Origin of the sequence: Methylocystis sp. B8, from assembly GCF_005771425.1 — a bacterium.
Classification (GTDB): domain Bacteria; phylum Pseudomonadota; class Alphaproteobacteria; order Rhizobiales; family Beijerinckiaceae; genus Methylocystis.
In genome coordinates this window covers 494,895-516,878 of the sequence record NZ_VBTZ01000001.1, presented here as the reverse complement: position 1 = coordinate 516,878, position 21,984 = coordinate 494,895, and the positions used below count along the sequence as shown (strand labels likewise).

Genomic DNA, 21,984 nt, shown 5'->3' with positions numbered 1-21,984 from the left:
TCGTCGAGACGACTCAATTGCGGCTGGGCGGTCTTAATCGACATGAAACCGCGAGGCGTCGGGGAGCAGGCGGGTCGCCACGCGCCGAACTCGGCAACCGGCTTCATTAGGCTTTTTTATCGTTAAGGGAGCGTTTACGGTGGCCCGGAATTTGGCCGACTTGTGGCGGAAGAAACGAGGCCAAACTTCCGTGCGGCCATATTCGCCGCAAAACTGGATATTAAGCGCCAGCCGGCCTGTAAGCCGGGTTCTGTACGTCCTTTGCAGAACGTGACGACCATTCCTCTGGGACGGACGTTGCCGCCCGCCTCTAGCAACCAACCCGGGCGACAGTCCCGGAGACGGGTTGAAGGCTCAAGCTCGCGCTCGAAATCCTTCCGTCGCCCCTATTCGGTTTTGCTCCCGGCGGGGCTTGCCCTGCCCCGAACGTCGCCGCTCGGGCGGTGCGCTCTTACCGCACCCTTTCACCCTTACCGCTTGCGCGGCGGTTTGCTTTCTGTGGCGCTATCCCTGGGGTCGCCCCCGCCGGACCTTATCCGGCGCCGTGTCTCCGTGGAGCCCGGACTTTCCTCTGCTTTTGGCAGCGGCCGTCCAGCCGACTGGCTTAGGAAGGGATAGGCGCCCCAGCGCCGGAATGCAAGGACGCTCACGAGGCGGAACCTTGTATGCTTCGGGCTGCTTTAGGCCTGATTCGCTCTCTCTGACGACAAGCCAGTCTGTGGATGGTTCGCCATGCAGCAAAGCAGCGCCGCCGAGAGCCAACCTCGCATCGTCATCATTGGCGGCGGCTTCGCCGGCATCGCTGCTGCGCAGGCGCTCGCCGGCGCGGATGCGCGCGTGCTGATCCTCGACAGCAACAATCATCATTGTTTCCAGCCCCTGCTCTATCAGGTCGCGACGGCGGCCCTCGCCGCGCCGGAGGTCGCATGGCCGATACGCCACGTGGTGCGGCGTCAAAGGAGTACAACCGTGCTGATGCTCACGGTGGAGGGCGTTGATACCGCGCGCAAAGTCGTGAAAACTCGAAAATGCGAGATTGGCTATGACTTCCTCGTCGTCGCGACGGGCGCCACGCATTCCTATTTCGGTCACGATTGGGCGAAGTTGGCGCCGGGGCTGAAAACCATCTCCGACGCGGCGCTCATCCGCCGCAGGCTGCTTCTCGCATTCGAACGCGCCGAGGTCAGCGTCGATCCCGTCGAACGCGAGAGACTGCTCACCATCATCATCGTCGGGGGCGGTCCGACGGGAGTCGAACTCGCCGGCGCCATTGCCGAACTCGCCCGGCATACGCTCCCGCCCGAGTTTCGCCGCGCCAATCCGAAGAACGCACGGATCATTCTGCTCGAAGCCGGCCCGCGCATTCTTTCAAGCTTCCCCGAGAGGCTTTCCGAATACGCGCGCAAATCGCTTGAAAGAAACGGCGTTGAGGTTCGCACGGCGCTGACCGTCGACCAGGTGTTCGAGGACAGAATCATTGCTGGAGAGACGGAGATTGCCGCAGGCGTCATTCTCTGGGCCGCCGGCGTTCGGGCTTCGCCGGCTGCGAACTGGCTAGGCGTTGAAGGCGATCATGCCGGACGTATCGCCGTAAACGAGAATCTGACGGTCCCCTGCCTTCCAAACGTCTATGTCATCGGGGATCTCGCGTTTCTCACAGGTCCTGATGGAACGCCAGTTCCAGCGCTCGCCGCTTCCGCGAAGCAAATGGGCAAATATGTCGGAAACGCAATTCGGCTCCGCCTCCTCGGACGCTCTCCGAGCAAACCCTTCCGTTACCGCGACTACGGCAATCTGGCGACGATTGGCCGAAACTCGGCGATCGTCAAACTCGGCCGGCTGGAGTTGACCGGCTTCCCCGGTTGGCTCTTCTGGAGCATCGTGCACATTTATTTTCTCGTAAATTTGCGTAGCCGCATCTTCGTGGCGATGAGTTGGATCGCGACCTACCTGACAAGCAATCGAGGCGCGCGGATAATTACGCGCTAAGCTCGATCGACTGCGCGGGACTCGCCGCTTCGTTTCAGGAAATTTCCGCTTCGGATCGGAATGGATTAAGCCCTCGGCATGAGCGCGGCGCAGAACGATGAGGAAGGTGCGCGAGTCGTCGAGGTCTTGGCGCCGGTCGCGGTCGACTCGACCTATTCCTATCTCGCGCCGGCGGCGATGCGTCTTCAACCCGGCGACAGTGTCAGCGCGCCGCTCGGGCGCCGCGAGGCTTATGGCGTCGTCTGGTCGGTCGACAGCGGCTCCGGCCCGGGAGGAAATCTCAAGACCATCAGCGCGCGCCTCGACCGGCCGCCGCTCTCACGCAAGCTGCGCGACTTCATTGATTGGCTCGCACGCTACACGCTGACGCCGCGCGGCATGGCGTTGCGGCTCGCCACCCGCGCCGCGGAAGACGCCGGACCTGAGGCGCCCCGCACGCTCTATCGCGCGAGCGGCGCGCCGCCGCAACGCCTGACGCCGACGCGCGCGCGGGTGCTGACGGCGGCGGAAGGCGGCTTGGCTTTTACGAAGAAGGCGCTTGCCGAAGCCGCCGCCTGCTCGACGGGCGTCATCGACGCTCTCGTCGATGAGGGCGCGTTGGAGGCGATCGCCGCGCCGCCGGAGCCGATCGCGCCGCCGCTCGATCCTTTGTTCGCCGCGCCGTGCTTAGAGCCTGCTCAGCAGGACGCCGCAGACGCGCTGAAGGCGACGCTTTCACTGCAGGCGTTCAAGCCCTTCCTCCTCGAAGGCGTCACCGGCTCGGGCAAAACTGAAGTTTATTTCGAGGCGATCGCGCAAGCGCTGCAGACAGGCGGACAGGCGCTTGTCATGATGCCGGAAATTGCGCTCACGACTCAATTTCTCGAGCGTTTCGCTGCGCGTTTTGGCGAGAAACCCGCCGAATGGCACTCCGGCGTTAGCGCACGGAAGCGCGCGCGCATCTGGCGCGGTTGCGCGACGGGAGACGTGCGCGTTGTCGTCGGCGCGCGCTCGGCATTGTTCCTGCCCTTTTCCAATTTGCGGCTGATCATCGTCGATGAGGAACATGAAGGGGCCTACAAACAGGACGACGGCGTGAGCTATCACGCGCGCGACATGGCGGTGGTGCGCGCGCGGATGGAACAAGCGACCATTGTTCTCGCCTCGGCGACTCCGTCCATTGAAACGCGCGTCAACGCCATGCGCGGGCGCTACGGCTATCTGAAGCTCGATTCGCGGGCGCGCGCGCGACTGATGCCGACGCTCGAAGCGATCGACATGCGCAAGGAAGGCCCGGCGCGCGGTCGATGGATCGCGCCACGGCTTGCTCTTGCCGTCAGCGAAACGATTGGCCGCGGCGAACAGGCGCTGCTCTTTCTCAATCGGCGCGGTTATGCGCCGTTGACGGTTTGCCGCACATGCGGCCATCGCTTCCGTTGCGAACACTGCGACGCCTGGCTGGTCGAGCATCGCTTCCGCCGCGCGCTGATGTGCCATCATTGCGGTCATGTCGAGCGCCGTCCGGACGTCTGCCCCGAATGCGGCAGCGAGGATTCGCTCGCAGCTTGCGGACCGGGCGTCGAACGGCTCGCTGAAGAAGCGGCGACGCTCTTTCCGAACGCGCGCATACTCGTTCTCTCATCCGATTTTCCGGGCGGCGCAGAACGGCTGCGGCGCGAATTGGAGGAGATTGCAAAGGGAGCTTTTGATATCGTCATCGGCACGCAGCTCGTCGCCAAGGGCCACAATTTCCCTCATCTCACGCTTGTCGGCGTCATCGACGCGGATCTTGGTTTGGGCAGCGGCGATCCGCGCGCGGCGGAGCGCACGTTCCAACTTCTCAATCAGGTGACAGGGCGCGCCGGGCGCGGCGATAGGCCCGGCCGGGCGCTGATCCAGACATTTCACCCTTCGCATCCGGTGATGGAAGCTCTACTCTCGGCAGACGCGGAGCGCTTCTATGCGCAGGAGATCGCGGTGCGCGAGCGCGCAGGACTCCCGCCCTTTGGTCGTCTCGCCGCTTTGATTGTTTCGGCTAAAGACGCCGGAGCCGCGGAAGCTCACGCCCGCGCGCTCGTCCGGGCGGCGCATGAGCTGCCGCCTTCGCCGCGCTACAAAGTCGCTGGGCCCGGCGCCTGGCCAGAGGAAAATGAAATCGCGCTGCTGGGTCCGGCGGAAGCGCCGATCGCGCTCATCCGCGGCCGTTATCGATTTCGACTGCTCGCCAAAGGACCACGCGGCGCCGACCTGCAGGCGTTTATACGCGACATGATTGCTGCAGGACCGAAAGAGCGAGGCGGCGTTCGCGTGCAGATGGATGTCGACCCGCAAAACTTCTCGTAAGGAGCTGTCCTTCAGCTCCTTCACCCGCCGACGACGCGGGCCACGACCTTCGCGGTGTAGTCGACCATCGGAACGATCCGCGCATAGTTGATTCGAGTCGGGCCGATGACGCCGAGCGCGCCGATGATCCGGCGTTCGCTGTCGCGCAGCGGCGCGGCGATCATTGAAGAGCCGGAGAGCGAGAAAAGCTTATTTTCCGAGCCGATGAAAATGCGCACGCCTTCGCCCTCTTCGGCGCGCTCCAACAGGTCGATGACCTCCGTCTTGGTCTCCAGATCGGCGAAGAGAAGCCGAACGCGCTCGAGATCGGCGGCGGCGGTCAGATCTTCGAGAAGATGTGCCTGGCCGCGGACGATCAGCTGCCGCGACTCGCCCATCGCGCCCGCCCAGGTCGCCAATCCGGCCTCCACGAGCCGGGCCGCCAGTTCGTCGAGTTCCTTTTGCGCGGCGCGCCGCGATGCTTCGATGTTCGCGCGGGCTTCGGCGATTGTCCGGCCAGAAACGCGTGCGTTGAGATAATTGGCCGCCTCCGTTAGCGCAGACGCCGGCAAATCGCGCGCCACGGGGATCACGCGGTTTTCAACCGACCCATCGTCGGCGACGAGAATCACCAAAGCCCGCTCGGGTTCGAGCCGCACGAAGTCGATCTGCTTTAACCGCACATTGTCCTTGGAGGCGACGACGACGCCTGCGATGCGGGTCAGCCCCGACAGAAGACTCGTCGCTTCCGCAAGGACGCCTGAGAAATCATGGTCTTTCGACGCCGCTTCAACTTCGGCGGCGATGCGCGCACGCTCGTTCGCTTCGAGGTCGCCGATCTGCAGCATCGAATCGACAAAAAAGCGAAGCCCAAGCTCGGTCGGAAGACGTCCTGCGCTCGTGTGCGGCGCATAGATGAGGCCGAGCTCCTCCAGGTCCTGCATGACATTGCGCACCGAGGCGGGCGAGAGCGTCATCGGCAGGAGCCGGGCGAGATTGCGCGAGCCTAGCGGATCGCCGGAAGCGAGATAGCTGTCGACGATCTGTCTGAAGATTTCGCGGGAGCGGTCGCTGAGTTGCGCGAGGCTCAGCGCCGAAGGGTGGCCAAGCGGCGGGTTGCGGATCATGAGCTGAGGATATCGCATCTGCGCGCCAACGAAAAAGCCCGGCGCGAGGCCGGGCTTCTTCAACGTCGGGAAAGACGATCGATCAGAGGCCGAGATCAGGCATCCCGATGAGCGCGCCGATGTTCTTGACCTGATAATTGACGCCGACGCGGGCGATATGCGTGTCGAGGTAGTTGCCCTGGAAGACGCGGTAGGAGAAGGGGAAGCCGAAGTTTGCGCCCGAGGCTCCCTTCATGCTCGTGAAGAGATATTCCGCCTTGACCGACCAGTTATCGAGAACGGCGTACTCTACGCCAGCGCCGACCGCGAAACCTGCCTGCCAGACTGACTGGCTGGCGGGGAAGACGAATCCATTCGCCCACTGCGTGCCGTAGGGCCGGACCTTCCCATAGGCCAGACCGCCGGTGATGTAAGGAAGGAAACGCCCGTAGGCGTAGCCGAAGCGCAAGCGCTCGGAACCAAACCATTGCAGGCGGCTGCTGGCGCCGACTCCGCCAATGAATGCGCCCGTATTTGTCGCGCGAACATCGGCGTAATTGAATTCGCTTTCGTAGCCGACGACCAGTTTATTGTCGAAGACCCAATTATATCCATTCTGATAGCCGACGAGGTAGCCGCTCGTGCCGATCGAATGCGACGCCGGAAAACCAAACAATGGTCCCGGCGCCAAAGAATAAACATTGGCGTTAGTGGCGGAGATGCCTCCGCCATAGGAGCCGCTGACGCCAATATGGAAGCCTTCCCAGCTGAAAGGCGGCGGAAGCGGAGGCGGCGGAGCCTTGTAGCTCGGAAGGTCAGCCGCCGAAACGGCGCTGGCCGCAAGCACTGACGCAAAGGCGCCAACAATGAAGGTTTTGAAAGTCATTCGAGGCGCCTCCAATAAGCTCATCCCGCTTGGACGAACGGCAGTTTCAAAAAGCAAAGTAACATTATCAAACCTAAGAGGTAATTAGCGCCCAGGGTCACGACGCCATTTTTCCCCCAACGTTGCCGATGAGACACACCTTCATGCAAAGCGCTGATTTTCTACGCGCTATTTTCCTGTGTCGCGCTGATCAGCGCGGCCGCCAGCACGCCAAGGCTCGCCTTGTACGCGCTGAGCGAAAAGCGCGCCTCGTAATAGCGACGACCGGCGCTGGCGCGCCGCGCGGCTTCGTCTAGAGGCGCATCGGCGGCGGCCAGCGTCAGCGCCTGAACGAATTCTGCGGCTGAATTGACAGTGACGACGCCGGGAAGGCGCAACGCTGCTTCCTCCATTCCCCGCATGGCCTGCGTGGTGGCGATCAGCGGCAGGCCGCTCGAGAGCGCTTCCACGGATTTGATCGAAAGTCCCGTTCCGCTGATCGTCGGAAGTAAAACGAGACGCGCATTCGCATAGACGGAGCCAGGATCTTCGACTCGGCCCAGGAACCACTCCTTGTATGCGGCGTATTGCTCAGGCGCCTTTGAGCGAACGGCGGCGTCGACGTTGCCGACGATCTTGACGGCAACGCCGGGCGCCTTCGGCGCAACTTCGCTCAAAAACCAGAGAACGCTTTCGACATTGGCCGTGTTGTTGCTTGCAACGAGAACAATGTCGGGGCCGCCAGGTCCGGTCGGCGCTTCGGGAATAGCTGGATAAAGCAGCGCGTGGGCCTTTTCGGGAAGAAGGGTCTCGAAGTCCTTGGCCTCCTCGGCGTTGAGATGAAGCAGGAGATCCGCGCCGCGCATTGATTCAAGTTCTTGCGCCAACATGGATTCATAAGTGGCGCGAGGCCTAAGCCAAGGCATGGTCTCGTTGATGAGCGCAAATTGCCGCGCCTGCAGATCATGCGTGTCGAGCAAGATCGGCGCAGCGTGGCGCGCGAGACGGCGCGCGACAGGCATTAAAAAAAAGTGGTTGCAATGAACAAGATCATAGGTTGCGTCCTCGACAGCGGGCGAGAGCCGCGCACGTTCCGCCATGGCAAGACGAATTACGGCCTGGTCGCCATGAATGTACGGCCATAGCGCCTCGCGCAGAAATCGGGCCGCGAACAACGCACGGAACGGCGTGCCGCCGTAGTAGCGCGCGCCGCCGTCAAGTTCTGGAGTCGCCTGATTGAAAGACTTCCAAATCCATCCTCGGGCGGGATGAAAGCCTGGATCGGAACTGACAGCGATCGGAAAAACTTCAGCTCCAAGCGCGCGATAGGCGGCGATTTGGCCAAGAACGACGCGGTAAGTGCCGCAGGAGTGCCAAGCCGGATGAACAAGCGCGACCCGCCGGCCGAAAAGCGGACGCTCGGCGCATGCCAAGCATTCACTCGTTGAGACGCTCAATCCGATCCTCCTGGTGGCGTAAGCCGCAGCCTAATCAGAGTTCGGCTATTCCGACAATCGCACTTTCGCTGGCCTGTCTGCGCAATGGTGTGCGCGGAGGGCCGCGCTCGGGTTTGGCAGGCGCCGCCAGAGAGACGAGTTTCTCAGAGCGTCGCGGCGGCTGTCGCCAGGGCGCGCGCATAAGCCTCGGGACTGAACGAATTTTCATAGAGCCGGCGCGTGTCGCTTCGCTCCGCCTCAGTCGCGTCTTCGCGTTCGGCCCGCGCCTGGGCGTCGCGCCACAGCGCCGCAAATTGCTTGGCGTCTTCGGCGAGAGCGACATTCTTCAATTTCGCCGGATCGACCTGCATGCCGCGGAACGCCAGCGGCGTCGCGACGAGAGGCGCCCCGCAGGATAGCGCCTCAACCGCCTTGATCGACAGGCCATGACCTTCGACCGTGGGGAGCAGCACGCAGCCGGCGTTGGCGTACACCGCGCCAATGTCGTCGACCCGGCCTTTGAACAAAGCACGATGCGATTCATAGAGCGCCGCGTCGCGTCTCCTCACGCCCCCGTCGATATTGCCGTAGATCGCGACGCGGGCCTCGCCCGCTAACGGGAGAACCTCTTGCAAGAACCAGCGCAGGCTCATGTAATTGCCGTAGTTGTCGCTCGCGACGATGATGATGTCGCGTCCGCGCGCCAGTGGCGCTGAGGACACCGCCGGGTAGATCAGCGCGTGCCGCGACTGCGGCAGGAGTTTCTGGAAATCGCGATGCTCCTCCTCATTGAGATGCGCGCAAAGATCAGCGCGACGCATCCACGCAAGTTCGATCTTAAGCATGTCATCATAGGTCGCGTAGGGCGGAATGAAGAAACCGCCCTTGTTGCGCAAAATATATTGGCGCGCCTGAATGTCCTGCGTCTCCAAAACGACTGGAACTTTGCGTCCCCGCATCAGAGTTTCGACGAACGGCAGCGTGAAATAATGATTGGCGTGGATGAAGTCGATCGTTTCGTTCTCGAATCCTTCCGGCAACGGCGCGCGCTTGGCGAGTTCGATCAGCCATGACGCCTGATCGCCGTGAATTAACCGCCACCAGCCATCGATGAGGAGTCGTGACGCTAGAGCAGAGAGCGGAGCGCCAGAGTAGTAACGTCGATCGGCGCCGATGTCGCGCGACGCTTCAATATAGGCTGACCAACGCGCGCCATGCGGCGGGCGACGCGCCACATCGTCCATCATTGCGACAGAAACGACGCGCGCGCCAAGCGCCTTATAAGCGGCGATCTGACTGACGTTGACCTGGTAACTGCCGCAACTGTGCCAGGCGGCATGAACGACGGCGACGGTTTTACCGGCAAGAGGCCGTGTTTCCGCGTCTGTGGTTTCCGCCTGCCGTGTTGCGGATGAGGGAATGGGGCGCATCGTATGAGACATGGCGAGGGACATGCCGGTTGATCCTCAAATCCCTAATGAAAATCTCGGTCTGGCTTGATCAAGCGCTGTCGCCGCTCCTTATCACACCTGAGCCTTCGAGAAACGCATCTTCGCTCACGGCTCGGCCGCCCCTTGCTTTTAGCCGCCATTTTCAAATACATCCCCTATATGAGGCTACGCGTTCCAAATCCAGTCTTATCGCCCGAAGGCGCCGCCGCGCCAAGCGGCGCTCCGAGGCGTTACGGCGTCGCTATCGTCGGCAACGACAAGATCATCGATTGGCTGCTGCCTTTTCTCGAGAGTTACCGAGACACCAATTCCTCGCTGCCGCTTTATCTCATTCCTTACGACGACAATGTCACGATGACGCGCCGCGCCGCGGACATCTACGGCGCGCATTACGTCGGCGAAGAGCCGAGGGAAATTGATAAGCTTTCGCATGAACTTTACCCTGGCGTCTTCAATACTAATCGCCGCCGGCTGAGAAAATTGCAGGCGCTCGCCCTGCCGCTCGACGAAGTCGCCTATGTCGACGTCGATGTCATTCTGTTTCGCGACTTCACGCCGCTGTTTGGTCGTCTCGAGACAGGCAAAACTGAGTTCATCGTCGCCTCGCCAAGTTTCGAATATGTTTACAACGACAAGCGCGACCGCTACCCATTTCTCAAGGATGCGCTCCTCTTCAATGACGGCTTCTGGGTCACATCGAACCAGTATCTCAAACTTTCCGACTTCATTGATACAATCCGCGACGACGCCACGATCTTCCATGACGTGCGCAAGCGCGGGCAACTTTTCGCGCAGCCGCTTGTGAATTTCGTTGCGCATCGTCGCGGCGTAAAAATCGCGCTTTTGCCGCATGTGGTCACCGGCGCTTCGCACGAAAGCTTCTACAAGGCGCCTGGGGTCGAATTTAAAGACAACAAGCCCGTCGATTACGAAGGCAAGGAAATTTATTTCGCGCATTGGGCCGGCGCCACCGCTTTGCCGAAAAGCGGCGTTTTTGATCAGGCGTGGACGGAATATTCGAGGGCCGCATGGGCGAGATTCAAGAAGTGAGGCGCGGGGTCCAAGCTTTCGTCGCCATTCGGTGCGATATCGGGCGATAACGAGGACGCCGCCGACATGCCGCGCCTGTTGTTTCTTTACCTCTTCAAGCGGATCGGCTTCGGCGTGATCGTCGTGCAGTTCGCGCTCTCAGTTCCGGTCGTCCTCTCCTATCTGCTTTACCAGTTGCCTCCCGCGGCGGTGCGCGGCGGCCTCGTCATCCCTGCCCTCATCGGCGTGACGCCCACGGTCGCCTATGTGACCCTGCCGATGGCGGTCGGCGTCGCCACCGCGCTGGAATTCTCGCGCATGGCGAGCGAAGGGATGATTGCCGTTCTCTACGCGCTACGCCTTTCAGTTTGGGCCATCTGCCGGCCTGCGCTGGTCTTGGCGGCCGGCGTCGTCGTTCTTGGCTATCTGCTCGCCAATTTCGCCGCGCCTTATTATTCGAGCGGCATGCAGGACGTGCTCAACGTCGTACGCAATTCGCTCAACCATCGCATGCTCGACGCAGCGCATTTCTATACATTCGATAATGGCGTGAAGACGCTGTACATCGAGCGCTGGGAGACGCCTGACCTCGCAGTCAATCTGTTCGTGCGTCAGCTTTCGGTCGAAAAAATGCAGGAGGAGACTGTGACGGCGGCGCGCGCGGAATTTCGGCGCAACGAAACAGGCGTCATCGTCGCGCTCTCGAACGGCAGCATCCAGACGCGCTCCCTGACGACGGGCGACGTGCGCATCGCCAATTTCGACGAATATGCCATGGCGTTGCCGATGCAGGGCAGCGCTTCGCTGCCCGACCGTGGCTGGCGAGGAGTCTATGAATTGTCGGCTGGCGCATTTCTAGCCAATTACGCTGTGGCGCGCGGCGACCCGCGCCAGCTCGGCGAATGGGCCGCAGAGGCGGCAAAGCGTTTTGGCGTGCCGGCGCTCGCTATCGCTCATACGCTGCTCGCGATGGCGCTCGTGCTGACTTTTGGCAACATCACCGGTCGGAGGGGGGCGGCAGGAAGCCTCGCCATCATGGCGATTCCGACCGTGCACATTGGCTTTCTCGTCGCGCTTGAATCATTGCTGCGCATCAACGGGCTGTTCGTATTGCTGCTCGCCGCGCTGGCGCTCGCGGAAGTCGGCGTTTCGGCTTGGCTCATCGCACGGTTGAACTGGAGCGCAAAGCCGCGGCGTCTCTCCAGCGCCCAAAGCGCGGCCCCCGCCGGCGCCTATGCGACGCCACTTTTTTGAGCCTACTCCGCTTTCATCGCCACGCGACTTTTTTGACCCTGTTCGGCTTTCATCGCCGCGCGGTAATGAGCGATGACCTTTGCAGGATCGCCGATCTCGCGCACAACGCCATTTTCCAGCCACAATACGCGCGTGCACAGCTTCTTAAGAAACTCAAGGCTATGGGAGACGATAAGAATTGTTCCCGTCTTGGCGAATTCGCTAATGTAATTCTCGCATTTTTTTTGAAAGATCTCGTCGCCTACGGATAGCGCCTCGTCGACGATGAGCACGTCCGCCTGGGCGTGAGCGCAGATTGCGAATGCGACGCGCGCGATCATGCCTACCGAATAGATTCGCATCGGTTGTTCGAAGAAAGGCCCGATGTCGGCGAAAGCGGCGATATCGTCGATGCAGGCGTCAACCTCTTTGCGCGAAAGACCGAGGATCGCCGCGCCGATGCGGGCGTTTTCGCGCCCCGTCAGCAGCCCGTCGAAACCAGAGCCCAGCGCCAATATCGGCGCAATGCGACCCTTGATCTCGAACTCGCCTCTGGTCGGCTGCGTAATGCCGCAGAGGATTTGCAGCAGCGTGGTTTTGCCAGCGCCGTTGCGCCCGACAATGCCGACGCGCTCGCCCCTCTGGACCGTAAAGTTGACGTCATTCAGAACCCATTTTTCCCTGTAAAATTTCTTCCAGAGACCAAACAGGATCTGCTTGAGTTGATCGTTCTGATGCGCATAGAGCTGGAACGCTTTGCCGACGCCCCCGCAGCGAATCGCGAACTCAGATGACATCGACGATCACCGATTTATAGCGCATGAAAAATTGGTAGCCTCCGATAAATACGGCGTAGGATACAGCGACAATCCCCAGGTATGCGAGGATATTCGGCATGTTTCCATTGAGAGCGAGATCGCGCAGCATCTCGATATAGTCGCCCACGATATTAAACCGCAACCAGACAGCGGCCGACCTCGATATCTCCCCAATCTGGTCGATCCGATAAAAAATTGGGGTTGCGAACATGAGCATCGGCACTATCGACGCCATGATATGCGCAACGTCACGCGTGAAGGCGCCGAGCGCCATCAAAAACCAGACGACTCCCAACATGAAGAGGAAGAAGGGCGCGATCAGGAACGGCGTCAGCGCGATCGTGAGAGGAATCGATCCCGCCGTCAGCAATCGAAAGACGATATATACGGCAAACGCTACCCCGGCATATGTGAATGCGCGGATGGTCGCGGTCCAGGCGATGGTCTCGCTTGGAAAAATCGACTTTTTCACGAAGTTGACATGCTCGTGCAGAAGCATCGGCGCGCGATAGGCGAGCTCGCTGAACAGATTGAAGACGATGAGTCCGATGAAGATCGAACTCGCATAATCCGTGACCGTCTGGCCGGCGGACAGCTGCGGGACTGTGATGGAGAACAGCGCGGTATAGGTGAGGAGCATGAAGAGCGGCGCGAGCACCGCCCAAAGCGGTCCGAGGGCCGAGCCGCTAAATCTGGAAATGAGCTCTCGTCGAACGACGGCGCGGATGAGCTCCCGATTGCGCCAGGCCCTGTCGAAGGGCGCGATATAGACGGCTGGTATCGAGGCGAGCAAGTGGCGGCGCGTCCTTTCGGGTCTAGAGAGCGCTATCGCGCCGGGCGCTGCGTCGCTCGCATAGACCAGTTCAGCCCGCCCTATGTCAATGGCGACGCTCAACCCCCAGGAACTGCATGAATTACCAGGCGCATCGTCTTCGGAGACGGCCATGCTGACACGGCGTGAGGCGATCGCCGGGTTTGGCGCTTTGGGGACACAGCTCATCCTGCCGCGCGCGGGATCAGCCCAGGAGCCGCCCTACCTTCTGAGTGAATGGACTGGCGACAGTTTTGCGCCCATGCACGCGATCCGGGACGGGCTTTGGCGCGCCCCCCTTCCAGCCCCTGAGCGACGCGTCGAAGTCGCCATCATCGGCGGAGGCTTGGCGGGCCTTGCCGTCGCCACGCTTTTGAAAGATCGCGACCTGCTCGTCTTGGAGCGCGAGTCGGAGCCTGGCGGAGTCGCCAAATCCGGGCGCTGGCGCAATGTCGATTACGCGCTGGGTTCCGCATATATCGTTGACCTGTCTGAACCTTTTGGCGCTTTCTACGAGATGCTGGGTCTCGGGCCGCGGCCCGTCAGCGATCCGGTCGACAGGGTGATGACGGGGACGGCAGGCGAAGGCGATCCTCGGGAGGGGGAATGGCGGAGCGCCTATGAGGACCTCAAAGCGCTATTACGCCGCCTTGGCGAGAGCCGGGACTTCCCCAAAATTCCGATCGCCGAGGCGTCGCAGCAGGCGCTGGCGCTTGACGGGCTGTCCCTGCTCGACTTCTTGCGGAGAGAGCATATCGACGCACGACTTCTTGGCTTGCTCGACTCCTACTGCCTCTCGGCATTGGGCGCGCCCACGGCCAACATTTCGGCCTATGCAGGCGTGAATTTTCTTTCGGAGATCAACACGCCCATCTACGCCTTCCCGGGCGGCAACGCTGCGATCGCCCGCGCGATGGCGGCGCGCCTGTCCCAGGCTGGCGAAGGGCGGGTCGTCACCGGCGCCGCGGTTTACGCGATCGAGCCAGCGGAAGGCGGCTACGCCCGCATAGGCTGGTTCGACGTGCGAAATCCGGAAGAGCTCCGCTGCCTCGAAACGCGCTGGGCGGTCGTTGCGGCCCCCTACTTTTTTTCCGGCCGCATTCTGCGCGGAGTCGACCCCGCCGCGACTGCAAAAATGACTTCGCTGCGTCAGGGCAGCTATCTCGTCGCCAACTGCTGTTTCGAGGGGCCGCCGACGGAACTGCCCTATGACAATTGGGCGCTCGGCGCCCAGAGCTTCTGCGATGCGGTCAGCGGGACGGCGGCCCTGCCCTCCGCCGAACGGCCTAAGGATCAAAGCGTGCTGACGGTCTATGCACCATTTCGGGACCCTCGCGTGGGGCGCGAGCGACTGCTCGCCGGCGACCGCGCCGACTTCGCCGCGCCAATCATCGAAGAGCTGCGACGCTTCCTTCCGGAGACGTTCGGCGGGGCGCGGCTCACCGAAGTGCGGCTGACGCGCTGGGGCCATCATCACCTCATCGCCGCGCCTGGGATCGTCACAACCATGCGGGCGCTGCCCAAGCGCTTCGGCAATGTGCTGCTCGCGCATTCGGACGGACAAGGCATGCCGGCGGTCGAGAGCGCCATCGTCGAGGCGCGGAACGCCGTCGAAATCATCAAGAGGGGCTGAGCGCCCTATTCCACAGTCACGCTCTTCGCCAGATTGCGCGGCTGATCCACGTCTTTACCCATGAAGGTCGCGACGTGATACGCAAGGAGCTGCGCGGCGATAGCGTAGACGATGACCGCGAAGGGGCCCGCAACGTCTTCCGGCATTTCGATGAAGCCGGCAAGATCGGCGGCCGCAGCGTCTCGCGCGTGCGGCGAGCCGATGAGAATCAAATGACCGCCCCGCGCGGCGACTTCCTGGAGATTCGAGACGGTCTTCTCGAGGCTCGCGTCGGGGGGCGCTAACACGATCACAGGCATCGCATAGTCGATCAGCGCGATTGGCCCGTGCTTCAATTCGCCCGCCGCATAGCCCTCTGCGTGGATATAGGAAAGCTCCTTGAGCTTCAGCGCGCCTTCGAGCGCCAGAGGAAAGGCGGGTCCGCGTCCGAGATAAAGCACGCTCGAAGCCCGCGCCACGTCGCGCGCCACAGGTTCGATCTGCGCCTCGCGCGCAAGCGCCTGCGCCATCTGCCCCGGCGCGGCGACGAGCTCCGCGACGAGTTCGCGTTCGCGCTCCTTGCTCAGCACCCCGCGCGCCCGGCCTAACGCCAGCGCAAGACAGGCGAACACCGCGAGCTGGCAGGTGAAGGCCTTCGTCGAAGCGACGCCGATTTCGGGTCCCGCCAATGTCTGCGCGACAGTGTCGCTCTCGCGGGCGATCGTCGAGGTTTCGACATTGACGATCGAAAGAATGTGCTGGCCATGCTCGCGGGCGTAGCGCAGAGCTGCGAGCGTATCGGCGGTTTCGCCGGACTGCGAGACGAGAATAGTCAGGCCATTCTCAGGCAGCGGCGCCTCGCGGTAACGAAACTCCGATGCGATGTCGATTTCGACTGAAAGGCGGGCGAAGCGCTCAAGCCAGTAGCGGGCGACAAGACCGGCGTAATAGGCCGTGCCACAGGCGGAGATGGTGACGCGCGACAGCGCCTGCGGATCGAATTTGAGTTCGAACGGCAAGCGCACGACGCCCTCGGCGAGATCGAGATAATGCGCGAGCGTGCGGCCGACGACCTCCGGCTGCTCGTGAATCTCCTTGGCCATGAAATGGCGGTAATTCCCTTTGTCGATGAGGAAAGATCCGGCGATCAGCGGCTGAAAGCGCCGCTCGACCGGATTGTCGTCGGCGTCATGGAAACGCACGCCTTCGCGCGTCAGCGTCACCCAATCGCCCTCGTCGAGATAGGCGATAGACGTCGCGAAGGGCGCGAGCGCCAGCGCGTCGGAGCCGAGATAGACGCCGTCGTCGCTCTTACCCACGGCGAGCGGCGAACCGCGCCTGGCGCCGATCAAAAGATCGTTTTCGCCTTCGAAAAGAAAGGCGAGCGCGAAGGCGCCCTTGAGCCGTTTTAAGGCGGCAGCGACGGCTGTTTCCGGCGTCACGCCGTTGCGCAGCTCGTCGGCGACGAGATGGGCGACCGCCTCCGAATCCGTCTCAGTCGAGAAAATATGGCCCTTCGCCGCGAGTTCGGCGCGAAGCTCCCGGAAATTTTCGATGATGCCATTATGAACCACCGCGACGCGGTCATTGGCGTGCGGATGGGCGTTGTTCTCGGTGGGCCGGCCATGGGTCGCCCAGCGCGTATGGCCGATGCCGATGGCCCCGGAAAGCGGCGCCGCCGCGAGCTTTTCTTCAAGATTCTTGAGCTTTCCGCTCGCGCGCACACGCGCGAGATGGCCGTTCTCCAGAGTGGCGATCCCGGCGGAATCATAGCCGCGATATTCGAGACGCTTCAGCGACTCGATGACGCCGCCCGCTACCGGGCCTGCGCCGATAATTCCCACAATGCCGCACATGACGATCTCCGAAGCGATAGTAGCAAGAGCGCCGACAAGGCGGATGAACGCGCGATCAACGTCAAATTTAGGGTGAATAGGCGCGAAGGCTCGAAGTTACCGGTTTTTGGCCTTCTTCGCAGCCTGCGTGGCGCGAAAAGTCGCCGCCCACCCTGCCTTTTCCATCTGGCGTCCGCGCCCCACGGCGAGCGCGTCGGGCGCAACATCCTTGGTGATGACCGAGCCTGAGCCGATATAGGCGCCCTGGCCGATCGTCACCGGCGCGACAAGCGAGGAATTGGAGCCGATGAAGGCATTGTCGCCAATGGTCGTGCGATATTTGAGAAACCCGTCGTAATTGCAGGTGATGGTCCCTGCGCCGATATTGGCGTTCGCGCCGATGTCGGCGTCGCCGATATAGGTCAGGTGGTTGACCTTGGCGCCTTGCGCGACATTGGCGTTCTTGATCTCGACAAAATTCCCGACCTTGGCGTTTTCAGCAAGCGCCGCGCCTGGCCGCAAGCGTGCGAAGGGACCGACGCTCGCGCCTTTTCCGACGCTCGCGCCTTCGAGATGCGAGAAAGCGTGGATCACCGCGCCATCGGCGATTTTTACGCCCCGGCCCATGACGACATGCGGCTCAATGACGACATCGCAGCCGATTTCCGTATCGGCGGAAAGAAAAACAGTCTCTGGCGCGATCATCGTTGCGCCTCTCGCCATGGCGGCGCGACGCAGGCGCAACTGCGCAATAGCCTCGGCCTGCGCGAGCTGTATGCGGTCGTTGACGCCTAGAACTTCGGTTTCGTCGGCGATGACGACTGTCGTTTTGCGTCCGTCTGCTCTAGCGAGCTCCACCACATCGGTGAGATAGAACTCGCCGTTGGCGTTCTTATTGTCGATCTTCTCCAGCAAGCGCAACGCGTGGGCGCCGTCGATCGCCATCAGACCGCCATTGCAGAGCGTCACGATGCGTTCGTCGTCGCTTGCATCTTTCTCCTCGCGGATCGCGATGAGGCCCCCCGCAGCGTCGCGCAACAGCCGTCCGTAGCCGAAGGGGTTGGAGGCTTCGAAGCCCAAGACCGCTACGGCGGCGCCTTCGGCGAGGGCGGCGCGCAACGCTTCGATCGTCGGCGGCGTCACCAGCGGCGTATCGGCGAAAAGCACCAGAAGGTCGTCGCATGCTTCAGCGAGGGCGGCGCGGGCGGCGAGCACTGCGTGCGCCGTGCCGCGCCTTTCATTCTGAACGAAAATCTGCACGTCGGGGATGCAGCGGCGCGCCTCTGCGCCAACGTCATCTCGACCGGGGCCGACGATCACGGCGACGCGGTTGACGCCGGCCGCGACCGCGCTCGTCAATACATTGGCGAGCATGGAGCGTCCAGCGACCTCGTGCAGCGCCTTCGGGCGATCGGATTTCATCCGCGTGCCTTCGCCGGCGGCAAGGATGATCGCGAGCGCGCTTCTGTCGGTCGGCATCGGGGGGCCCAAAGGCTAGACGTTGCGCTAGGAGCCGGCGAAGCGGCGCCGCTTGTGCCGCGGTTCTGGCAGATTCGAGCGGCGGAGCGCAAGGCGCCGCGGCTTTCGCGCGCAGCCTTCAAAAACCGCGAAGAAAACCATTTTGTCTCCTTAGCTTTCTTGTATAGAGGGCTGTCGCCAGCCCGCCGCAAAGGGCTCAGTTGCCCGTTCAGCCTCGCGGATCGCCTCCGGGCCGACCTTCCTTCGGTAACTCATGTTCGAACGTCGAGATGTCTTGAAAGCGGGCTTGGGCGCAATCGCGGCGGGGATCGTTTCGTCTCAGTCAAACGCGGGGACTGCTGGTCCGGCGGCGAGCCCAAAGGCTCCAGATCCTTCGCCCTTCTCGCGCGACATGGTGGTTGAGCTCGCCCGCGCACTTGCAGCAAAGCCCTATACGCCGCCCCGAACGGACCTGCCTGAACCCTTCGCAAATCTTTCCTATGAACAATTCGTCGGGATCAAGACGAAGCCGGACGCAGCAATATGGCGTCAGGACAACACGGGTTTCAGCATCGAGCCGCTTCACCGCGGCCATATTTTTGCGGGCGCGGTGGATATCTACCTGGTGGAGAATGGCGCCGCCGCGCGGCTGCCTTACGATAGGCGCCGGTTCGACTATGGCGGGCTGAACGTCCCGGAGTCGCTTCCCGACCTCAGCTTTTCCGGGTTTCGGGTCCTTCACGCCCAAAATGGCGGCTCCGAGGCGGAACTCGCCATATTTCAAGGGGCAAGCTTCTATCGCGCCGTCGCGCGGGGGCAGAATCTCGGCGTGACCGCGCGTGGTCTGTCAATCCGCACGGCCGATCCGCGCGGCGAGGAATTTCCAGCCTTTCGAAGCTTCTGGATCGAGAAGCCCGCGCTCGGCGACAACGCGCTCGTCGTTCACGCTTTGCTGGATTCCCCCAGCGTCGCCGGCGTCTATCGCTTCACGCTGCGGCCGGGCGAAGCGACGCTCATTGACACCGAATTGACGCTTTACCCGCGCACGGCGGTCGATCACTTCGGGCTCGCGGGCTTTGCCGCGGCTTCGCTCTTCACGCCGCTCGACCGTCCCCGGCCCGACGATTGGCGGCCGATGGTCGCCGACATCAACGGCATTCAGATGCTCACCGGCCAAGGCGAATGGCTTTGGCGACCAGTGTCGAACCGCGAGATTCTGCAATTCTCCTCCTTCGTCGACGGCAATCCCCAGGGCTTCGGTTCGCTGATCCGGCAACGCGACATCGATGATTATGAGGATGACCAGCAGCACTGGGAGCGCCGTCCGTCGCTATGGGTCGAACCGCTCGGCGAATGGGGCGACGGCGCCCTGCAACTCGTCGAGATTCCATCAGAGTCCGAAATCAACGCCAATGTCGTCGCCTACTGGCGGCCGAGGACCGCTCTCGTCGCCGGCAAGGAGACATCGTTCGCCTATCGTCAGTTCTGGTGCTGGGAGCCGCCGGCGCGCCCGCCATTTGCGGTCGCCACAAGCGCACGCTCCGGTCGCGCGCCAGGGGGTAAACTCCGCCGTTTTGTTGTCGTCTTTTCCGGCGACGTATTGGCGGACCCACAGCGGACGGCGCAACTTAAAGCGGCGTTGACGACCTCCCCCGGATTGGCGACCAATATTCAGACCTATTTGAATTCGTCGGCGAAGTCCTGCCGTGTCGTTTTCGACGTCGACCCCGCCGGCGAGAACTATTGCGAGCTTCGACTGGTTCTGCAGTCGGACGATCGCCCGATCAGTGAGACCTGGCTTTACCGATGGACGTCGTAAACTTCGCCGCCACAGATGACTCTCCGCCGGCGCTGGAACGGAGAACCGCCAGTTCCGATCCAGCAGCGGCTCCGCCGACTCCTGTCGAGAGCCGGCTGCCGATGCCGGCCCAAAATCTGTTCAAATTCGATAAGCGTCAGCGGCGCAAGAGGGAGGCGCCGTGGCTATGGCGCACGCCATGGCTCGCGCGGCTTGTCACCTTCGGCGGCGGCTTGGCGCTGACCGCCTATGGCGCCGCCCAAATGTACAAAGTTATCGACGTCGGCGGCGTCACCATTTTGAAGTGGGCGCTGCTGGCCTTGTTCGTGCTCAACTTCTCCTGGATCGCGCTCTCCTTCGCAAGTTGCGTCGTCGGCTTCGCCGTGTTGATGCGCCGGCGCAAGCGGCCGACGCTCCCGTCGACTCTCGCCGAAAAAACCGCCGTCGTGATGCCGATCTACAACGAAGCGCCGAGCCGCGTCTTCGCCGCGCTGCAAACGATCTACGAAGATTTGCAAGCCACAGGTCTCGGCGCGCATTTCGATTGGTTCTTCCTCTCCGACACCACCAATCCCGACATTTGGGTCGCGGAAGAGCGCGCCTTCATCGCCATCCGCCGACGGCTCGGCCCGCAGGCGCGAATCTTTTACAGGCGGCGCGAAAAGAACACGGCGCGTAAAGCCGGCAATATCGAAGATTTCGTTTCGCGTTGGGGCGCCGCCTATAGCCACATGGTCGTGCTCGACGCCGACAGCCTGATGAGCGGCCCGACCATCGTCCAGCTCGCCGCCGCGATGGAGGCCGATCCCGACAGCGGCATCATTCAGACGTTGCCGCTCATCATCAATCGCAACACGCTGTTCGCCCGGGTCCAGCAATTCGCCGCGCGCATCTATGGTCCTGTCATCGCGATGGGCCTATCGGCCTGGATGGGCCGCGACGGCAATTATTGGGGCCATAACGCCATCATTCGCACGGAGGCCTTTGCGAAGCACTGCGGTTTACCGGACTTGCGCGGCCGTCCGCCTTGGGGCGGCCACGTCCTGAGCCATGATTTCGTTGAAGCCGCGCTTATCCGGCGCGCCGGCTACGCTGTCTACATGATGCCGACTCTCGGCGGCTCTTACGAAGAGAGTCCGCCTTCGCTGATCGATCTCTCAATTCGCGACCGTCGCTGGTGCCAGGGCAATCTGCAGCATGCGCGCGTATTGTTCGGCGAAGGCTTTCACTGGGCGTCGCGGCAGCATTTTCTCACCGGCATCTTCGGCTATCTGACTTCGCCGCTGTGGCTCTTGCAGTTGCTCATCGGTATCGTGATCGTGTTCCAGGCGAGCTATTTTCGCCCGGAATATTTCACCGGCGAATTCGCGCTCTTTCCGACCTTTCCGCGGTTCGACGCTGAGCGGTCGCTTGAACTCTTCGGCCTCACCATGGGCATTCTGCTTGCTCCCAAGCTCTTCGGGCTAATCGTCGCCATTCGTGAGCCGGAAACGCGCAAAGGGTCTGGCGGCGTTATTATGCTGCTGGTCTCGACAGCTTTCGAAATCGTGCTGTCCGCTTTGCTCGCGCCGATCATGATGCTCATTCAGACCGGCCATGTGCTGCATATCGTGTTCGGCTTCGACACCGGCTGGGACCCTCAGCGGCGCGACGATGGCTCCGTGCCATTCAGCGACATCGTCCGTCGTCACATCTGGCATGTCGCGCTGGGCGTGCTCAGCCTCGTCGCCGGCTTCATGATTTCGCCCTCGCTCGTCGCCTGGATGTCGCCCACGATCGCCGGCCTTGTGCTTGCAATCATCATTTCATGGGCGACGAGCCAACGTTGGCTCGGCCTCATGTTTCGGCGCGCCGGCGCGCTGATCACTCCGGAAGAAACAACGACGCCGCCGATCGCCAAGCGCGGCAAGGCTCTTTCGAAGGCGCTGGGGCGCGCCGGCGAGGACGACGTCAATGGATTGATCGCCATTCACCAAGACCCGGAGTTGCGGGCGCTGCACGAGAACTGGTTGCCCACGCGCCGACCGAGGCAACGCGGACAGATCGGCGCGGACCGCGCTCTCGCCGAAGCCAAAATCGCCGACGCCGAGACGATCGAGGACGCGGTCAATTGGCTCAACCGCGGCGAGAGGCTCGTCGCGCTCTCGGACCGCGCGCTTATCGGCATGATCGCGCGTCTGCCGCGCCGCGCCGTCCTCGCCGCAGCGGCGCAGGAAACAGCGCGCGCCGCCGAGTGACCGGC

At 62.3% G+C, this 21,984-nt stretch carries 15 protein-coding genes and 1 other RNA gene; 7 read left to right on the top strand and 9 right to left on the bottom strand.

The genetic code is table 11. From position 1 onward, the window contains the following. Window positions 1-223: 223 nt before the first annotated feature. An RNA gene (gene rnpB, locus FEV16_RS02435) (RNase P RNA component class A) lies at window positions 224-603 on the bottom strand. A 129-nt stretch (window positions 604-732) separates the two neighbouring features. Here rnpB and FEV16_RS02430 point away from each other — a divergent pair. After that, window positions 733-1,989: an NAD(P)/FAD-dependent oxidoreductase gene (locus FEV16_RS02430; RefSeq protein WP_138165997.1), complete on the top strand. Its 1,257-nt coding sequence runs from the start codon at window positions 733-735 to the stop codon at window positions 1,987-1,989. Window positions 1,990-2,067: 78 nt separating this feature from the next. Further along, the gene (locus tag FEV16_RS02425; protein WP_138165996.1) at window positions 2,068-4,311 is read left to right on the top strand and encodes a primosomal protein N'; all 2,244 of its coding nucleotides are present in this window, start codon (window positions 2,068-2,070) and stop codon (window positions 4,309-4,311) included. Between the two features lie 20 nt (window positions 4,312-4,331). Here FEV16_RS02425 and hrcA read toward each other — a convergent pair whose 3' ends face one another. The 4 genes from hrcA to FEV16_RS02405 all read right to left on the bottom strand — a co-directional run bounded on the left by hrcA (window position 4,332) and on the right by FEV16_RS02405 (window position 9,151). After that, the gene (gene hrcA, locus FEV16_RS02420; RefSeq protein WP_138166454.1) at window positions 4,332-5,417 is read right to left on the bottom strand and encodes a heat-inducible transcriptional repressor HrcA; all 1,086 of its coding nucleotides are present in this window, start codon (window positions 5,415-5,417) and stop codon (window positions 4,332-4,334) included. A gap of 82 nt (window positions 5,418-5,499) precedes the next feature. Then, window positions 5,500-6,282: an outer membrane beta-barrel protein gene (locus FEV16_RS02415; protein ID WP_138165995.1), complete on the bottom strand. Its 783-nt coding sequence runs from the start codon at window positions 6,280-6,282 to the stop codon at window positions 5,500-5,502. Between the two features lie 161 nt (window positions 6,283-6,443). Continuing rightward, window positions 6,444-7,718 (bottom strand): glycosyltransferase, encoded by a 1,275-nt coding sequence (locus tag FEV16_RS02410; protein WP_138165994.1) that lies wholly within the window; start codon window positions 7,716-7,718, stop codon window positions 6,444-6,446. A 143-nt stretch (window positions 7,719-7,861) separates the two neighbouring features. Further along, window positions 7,862-9,151 (bottom strand): glycosyltransferase, encoded by a 1,290-nt coding sequence (locus FEV16_RS02405; RefSeq protein ID WP_138165993.1) that lies wholly within the window; start codon window positions 9,149-9,151, stop codon window positions 7,862-7,864. Window positions 9,152-9,307: 156 nt separating this feature from the next. Here FEV16_RS02405 and FEV16_RS02400 point away from each other — a divergent pair, with 156 nt between their 5' ends. Next, entirely contained in the window at window positions 9,308-10,198 is an 891-nt protein-coding gene (locus tag FEV16_RS02400; protein WP_138166453.1) for a hypothetical protein, read from the top strand. Window positions 10,199-10,264: 66 nt separating this feature from the next. Next, on the top strand, window positions 10,265-11,431 hold the full coding sequence (locus FEV16_RS02395) for an LptF/LptG family permease (RefSeq protein WP_138165992.1): 1,167 nt from the start codon (window positions 10,265-10,267) through the stop codon (window positions 11,429-11,431). Window positions 11,432-11,433: 2 nt separating this feature from the next. Here FEV16_RS02395 and FEV16_RS02390 read toward each other — a convergent pair whose 3' ends face one another. Next, window positions 11,434-12,207, bottom strand: coding sequence for an ABC transporter ATP-binding protein (locus tag FEV16_RS02390; protein ID WP_138165991.1), 774 nt, complete (start codon window positions 12,205-12,207; stop codon window positions 11,434-11,436). Then, window positions 12,197-13,021: an ABC transporter permease gene (locus FEV16_RS02385; RefSeq protein WP_138165990.1), complete on the bottom strand. Its 825-nt coding sequence runs from the start codon at window positions 13,019-13,021 to the stop codon at window positions 12,197-12,199. Before FEV16_RS02385 ends, FEV16_RS02390 begins: the two co-directional genes overlap by 11 nt. A gap of 151 nt (window positions 13,022-13,172) precedes the next feature. Between FEV16_RS02385 and FEV16_RS02380 the strand changes: the two genes are divergently transcribed. Further along, the gene (locus tag FEV16_RS02380) at window positions 13,173-14,672 is read left to right on the top strand and encodes an FAD-dependent oxidoreductase (RefSeq protein ID WP_138165989.1); all 1,500 of its coding nucleotides are present in this window, start codon (window positions 13,173-13,175) and stop codon (window positions 14,670-14,672) included. Between the two features lie 5 nt (window positions 14,673-14,677). Here FEV16_RS02380 and glmS read toward each other — a convergent pair whose 3' ends face one another. After that, the gene (gene glmS / locus FEV16_RS02375) at window positions 14,678-16,507 is read right to left on the bottom strand and encodes a glutamine--fructose-6-phosphate transaminase (isomerizing) (RefSeq protein WP_138165988.1); all 1,830 of its coding nucleotides are present in this window, start codon (window positions 16,505-16,507) and stop codon (window positions 14,678-14,680) included. A 96-nt stretch (window positions 16,508-16,603) separates the two neighbouring features. Beyond that, window positions 16,604-17,965, bottom strand: coding sequence for a bifunctional UDP-N-acetylglucosamine diphosphorylase/glucosamine-1-phosphate N-acetyltransferase GlmU (gene glmU, locus FEV16_RS02370; RefSeq protein ID WP_138165987.1), 1,362 nt, complete (start codon window positions 17,963-17,965; stop codon window positions 16,604-16,606). A gap of 253 nt (window positions 17,966-18,218) precedes the next feature. Between glmU and FEV16_RS02365 the strand changes: the two genes are divergently transcribed. Together FEV16_RS02365 and mdoH are read left to right on the top strand one after the other, a co-directional pair. After that, on the top strand, window positions 18,219-19,763 hold the full coding sequence (locus FEV16_RS02365) for a glucan biosynthesis protein (protein ID WP_138165986.1): 1,545 nt from the start codon (window positions 18,219-18,221) through the stop codon (window positions 19,761-19,763). Beyond that, window positions 19,751-21,979 carry a glucans biosynthesis glucosyltransferase MdoH gene (gene mdoH / locus FEV16_RS02360; protein WP_138165985.1) on the top strand — a complete coding sequence of 743 codons (2,229 nt, stop codon included), beginning with the start codon at window positions 19,751-19,753 and terminating at the stop codon, window positions 21,977-21,979. The genes FEV16_RS02365 and mdoH overlap by 13 nt, the downstream gene beginning before the upstream one ends. The last annotated feature ends 5 nt before the right edge of the window (window positions 21,980-21,984 follow it).

Excerpts from the sequence above, each read along its gene's own strand:
- FEV16_RS02395 (WP_138165992.1), top strand. The coding sequence starts at position 10,265 with ATGCCGCGCCTGTTGTTTCTTTACCTCTTCAAGCGGATCGGCTTCGGC.
- FEV16_RS02390 (WP_138165991.1), bottom strand. The coding sequence starts at position 12,207 with ATGTCATCTGAGTTCGCGATTCGCTGCGGGGGCGTCGGCAAAGCGTTC.
- FEV16_RS02405 (WP_138165993.1), bottom strand. The coding sequence starts at position 9,151 with ATGTCCCTCGCCATGTCTCATACGATGCGCCCCATTCCCTCATCCGCA.
- FEV16_RS02380 (WP_138165989.1), top strand. The coding sequence starts at position 13,173 with ATGCTGACACGGCGTGAGGCGATCGCCGGGTTTGGCGCTTTGGGGACA.
- FEV16_RS02425 (WP_138165996.1), top strand. The coding sequence starts at position 2,068 with ATGAGCGCGGCGCAGAACGATGAGGAAGGTGCGCGAGTCGTCGAGGTC.
- hrcA (WP_138166454.1), bottom strand. The coding sequence starts at position 5,417 with ATGATCCGCAACCCGCCGCTTGGCCACCCTTCGGCGCTGAGCCTCGCG.
- mdoH (WP_138165985.1), top strand. The coding sequence starts at position 19,751 with ATGGACGTCGTAAACTTCGCCGCCACAGATGACTCTCCGCCGGCGCTG.
- glmU (WP_138165987.1), bottom strand. The coding sequence starts at position 17,965 with ATGCCGACCGACAGAAGCGCGCTCGCGATCATCCTTGCCGCCGGCGAA.
- FEV16_RS02400 (WP_138166453.1), top strand. The coding sequence starts at position 9,308 with ATGAGGCTACGCGTTCCAAATCCAGTCTTATCGCCCGAAGGCGCCGCC.
- FEV16_RS02430 (WP_138165997.1), top strand. The coding sequence starts at position 733 with ATGCAGCAAAGCAGCGCCGCCGAGAGCCAACCTCGCATCGTCATCATT.
- glmS (WP_138165988.1), bottom strand. The coding sequence starts at position 16,507 with ATGTGCGGCATTGTGGGAATTATCGGCGCAGGCCCGGTAGCGGGCGGC.
- FEV16_RS02415 (WP_138165995.1), bottom strand. The coding sequence starts at position 6,282 with ATGACTTTCAAAACCTTCATTGTTGGCGCCTTTGCGTCAGTGCTTGCG.
- FEV16_RS02365 (WP_138165986.1), top strand. The coding sequence starts at position 18,219 with ATGTTCGAACGTCGAGATGTCTTGAAAGCGGGCTTGGGCGCAATCGCG.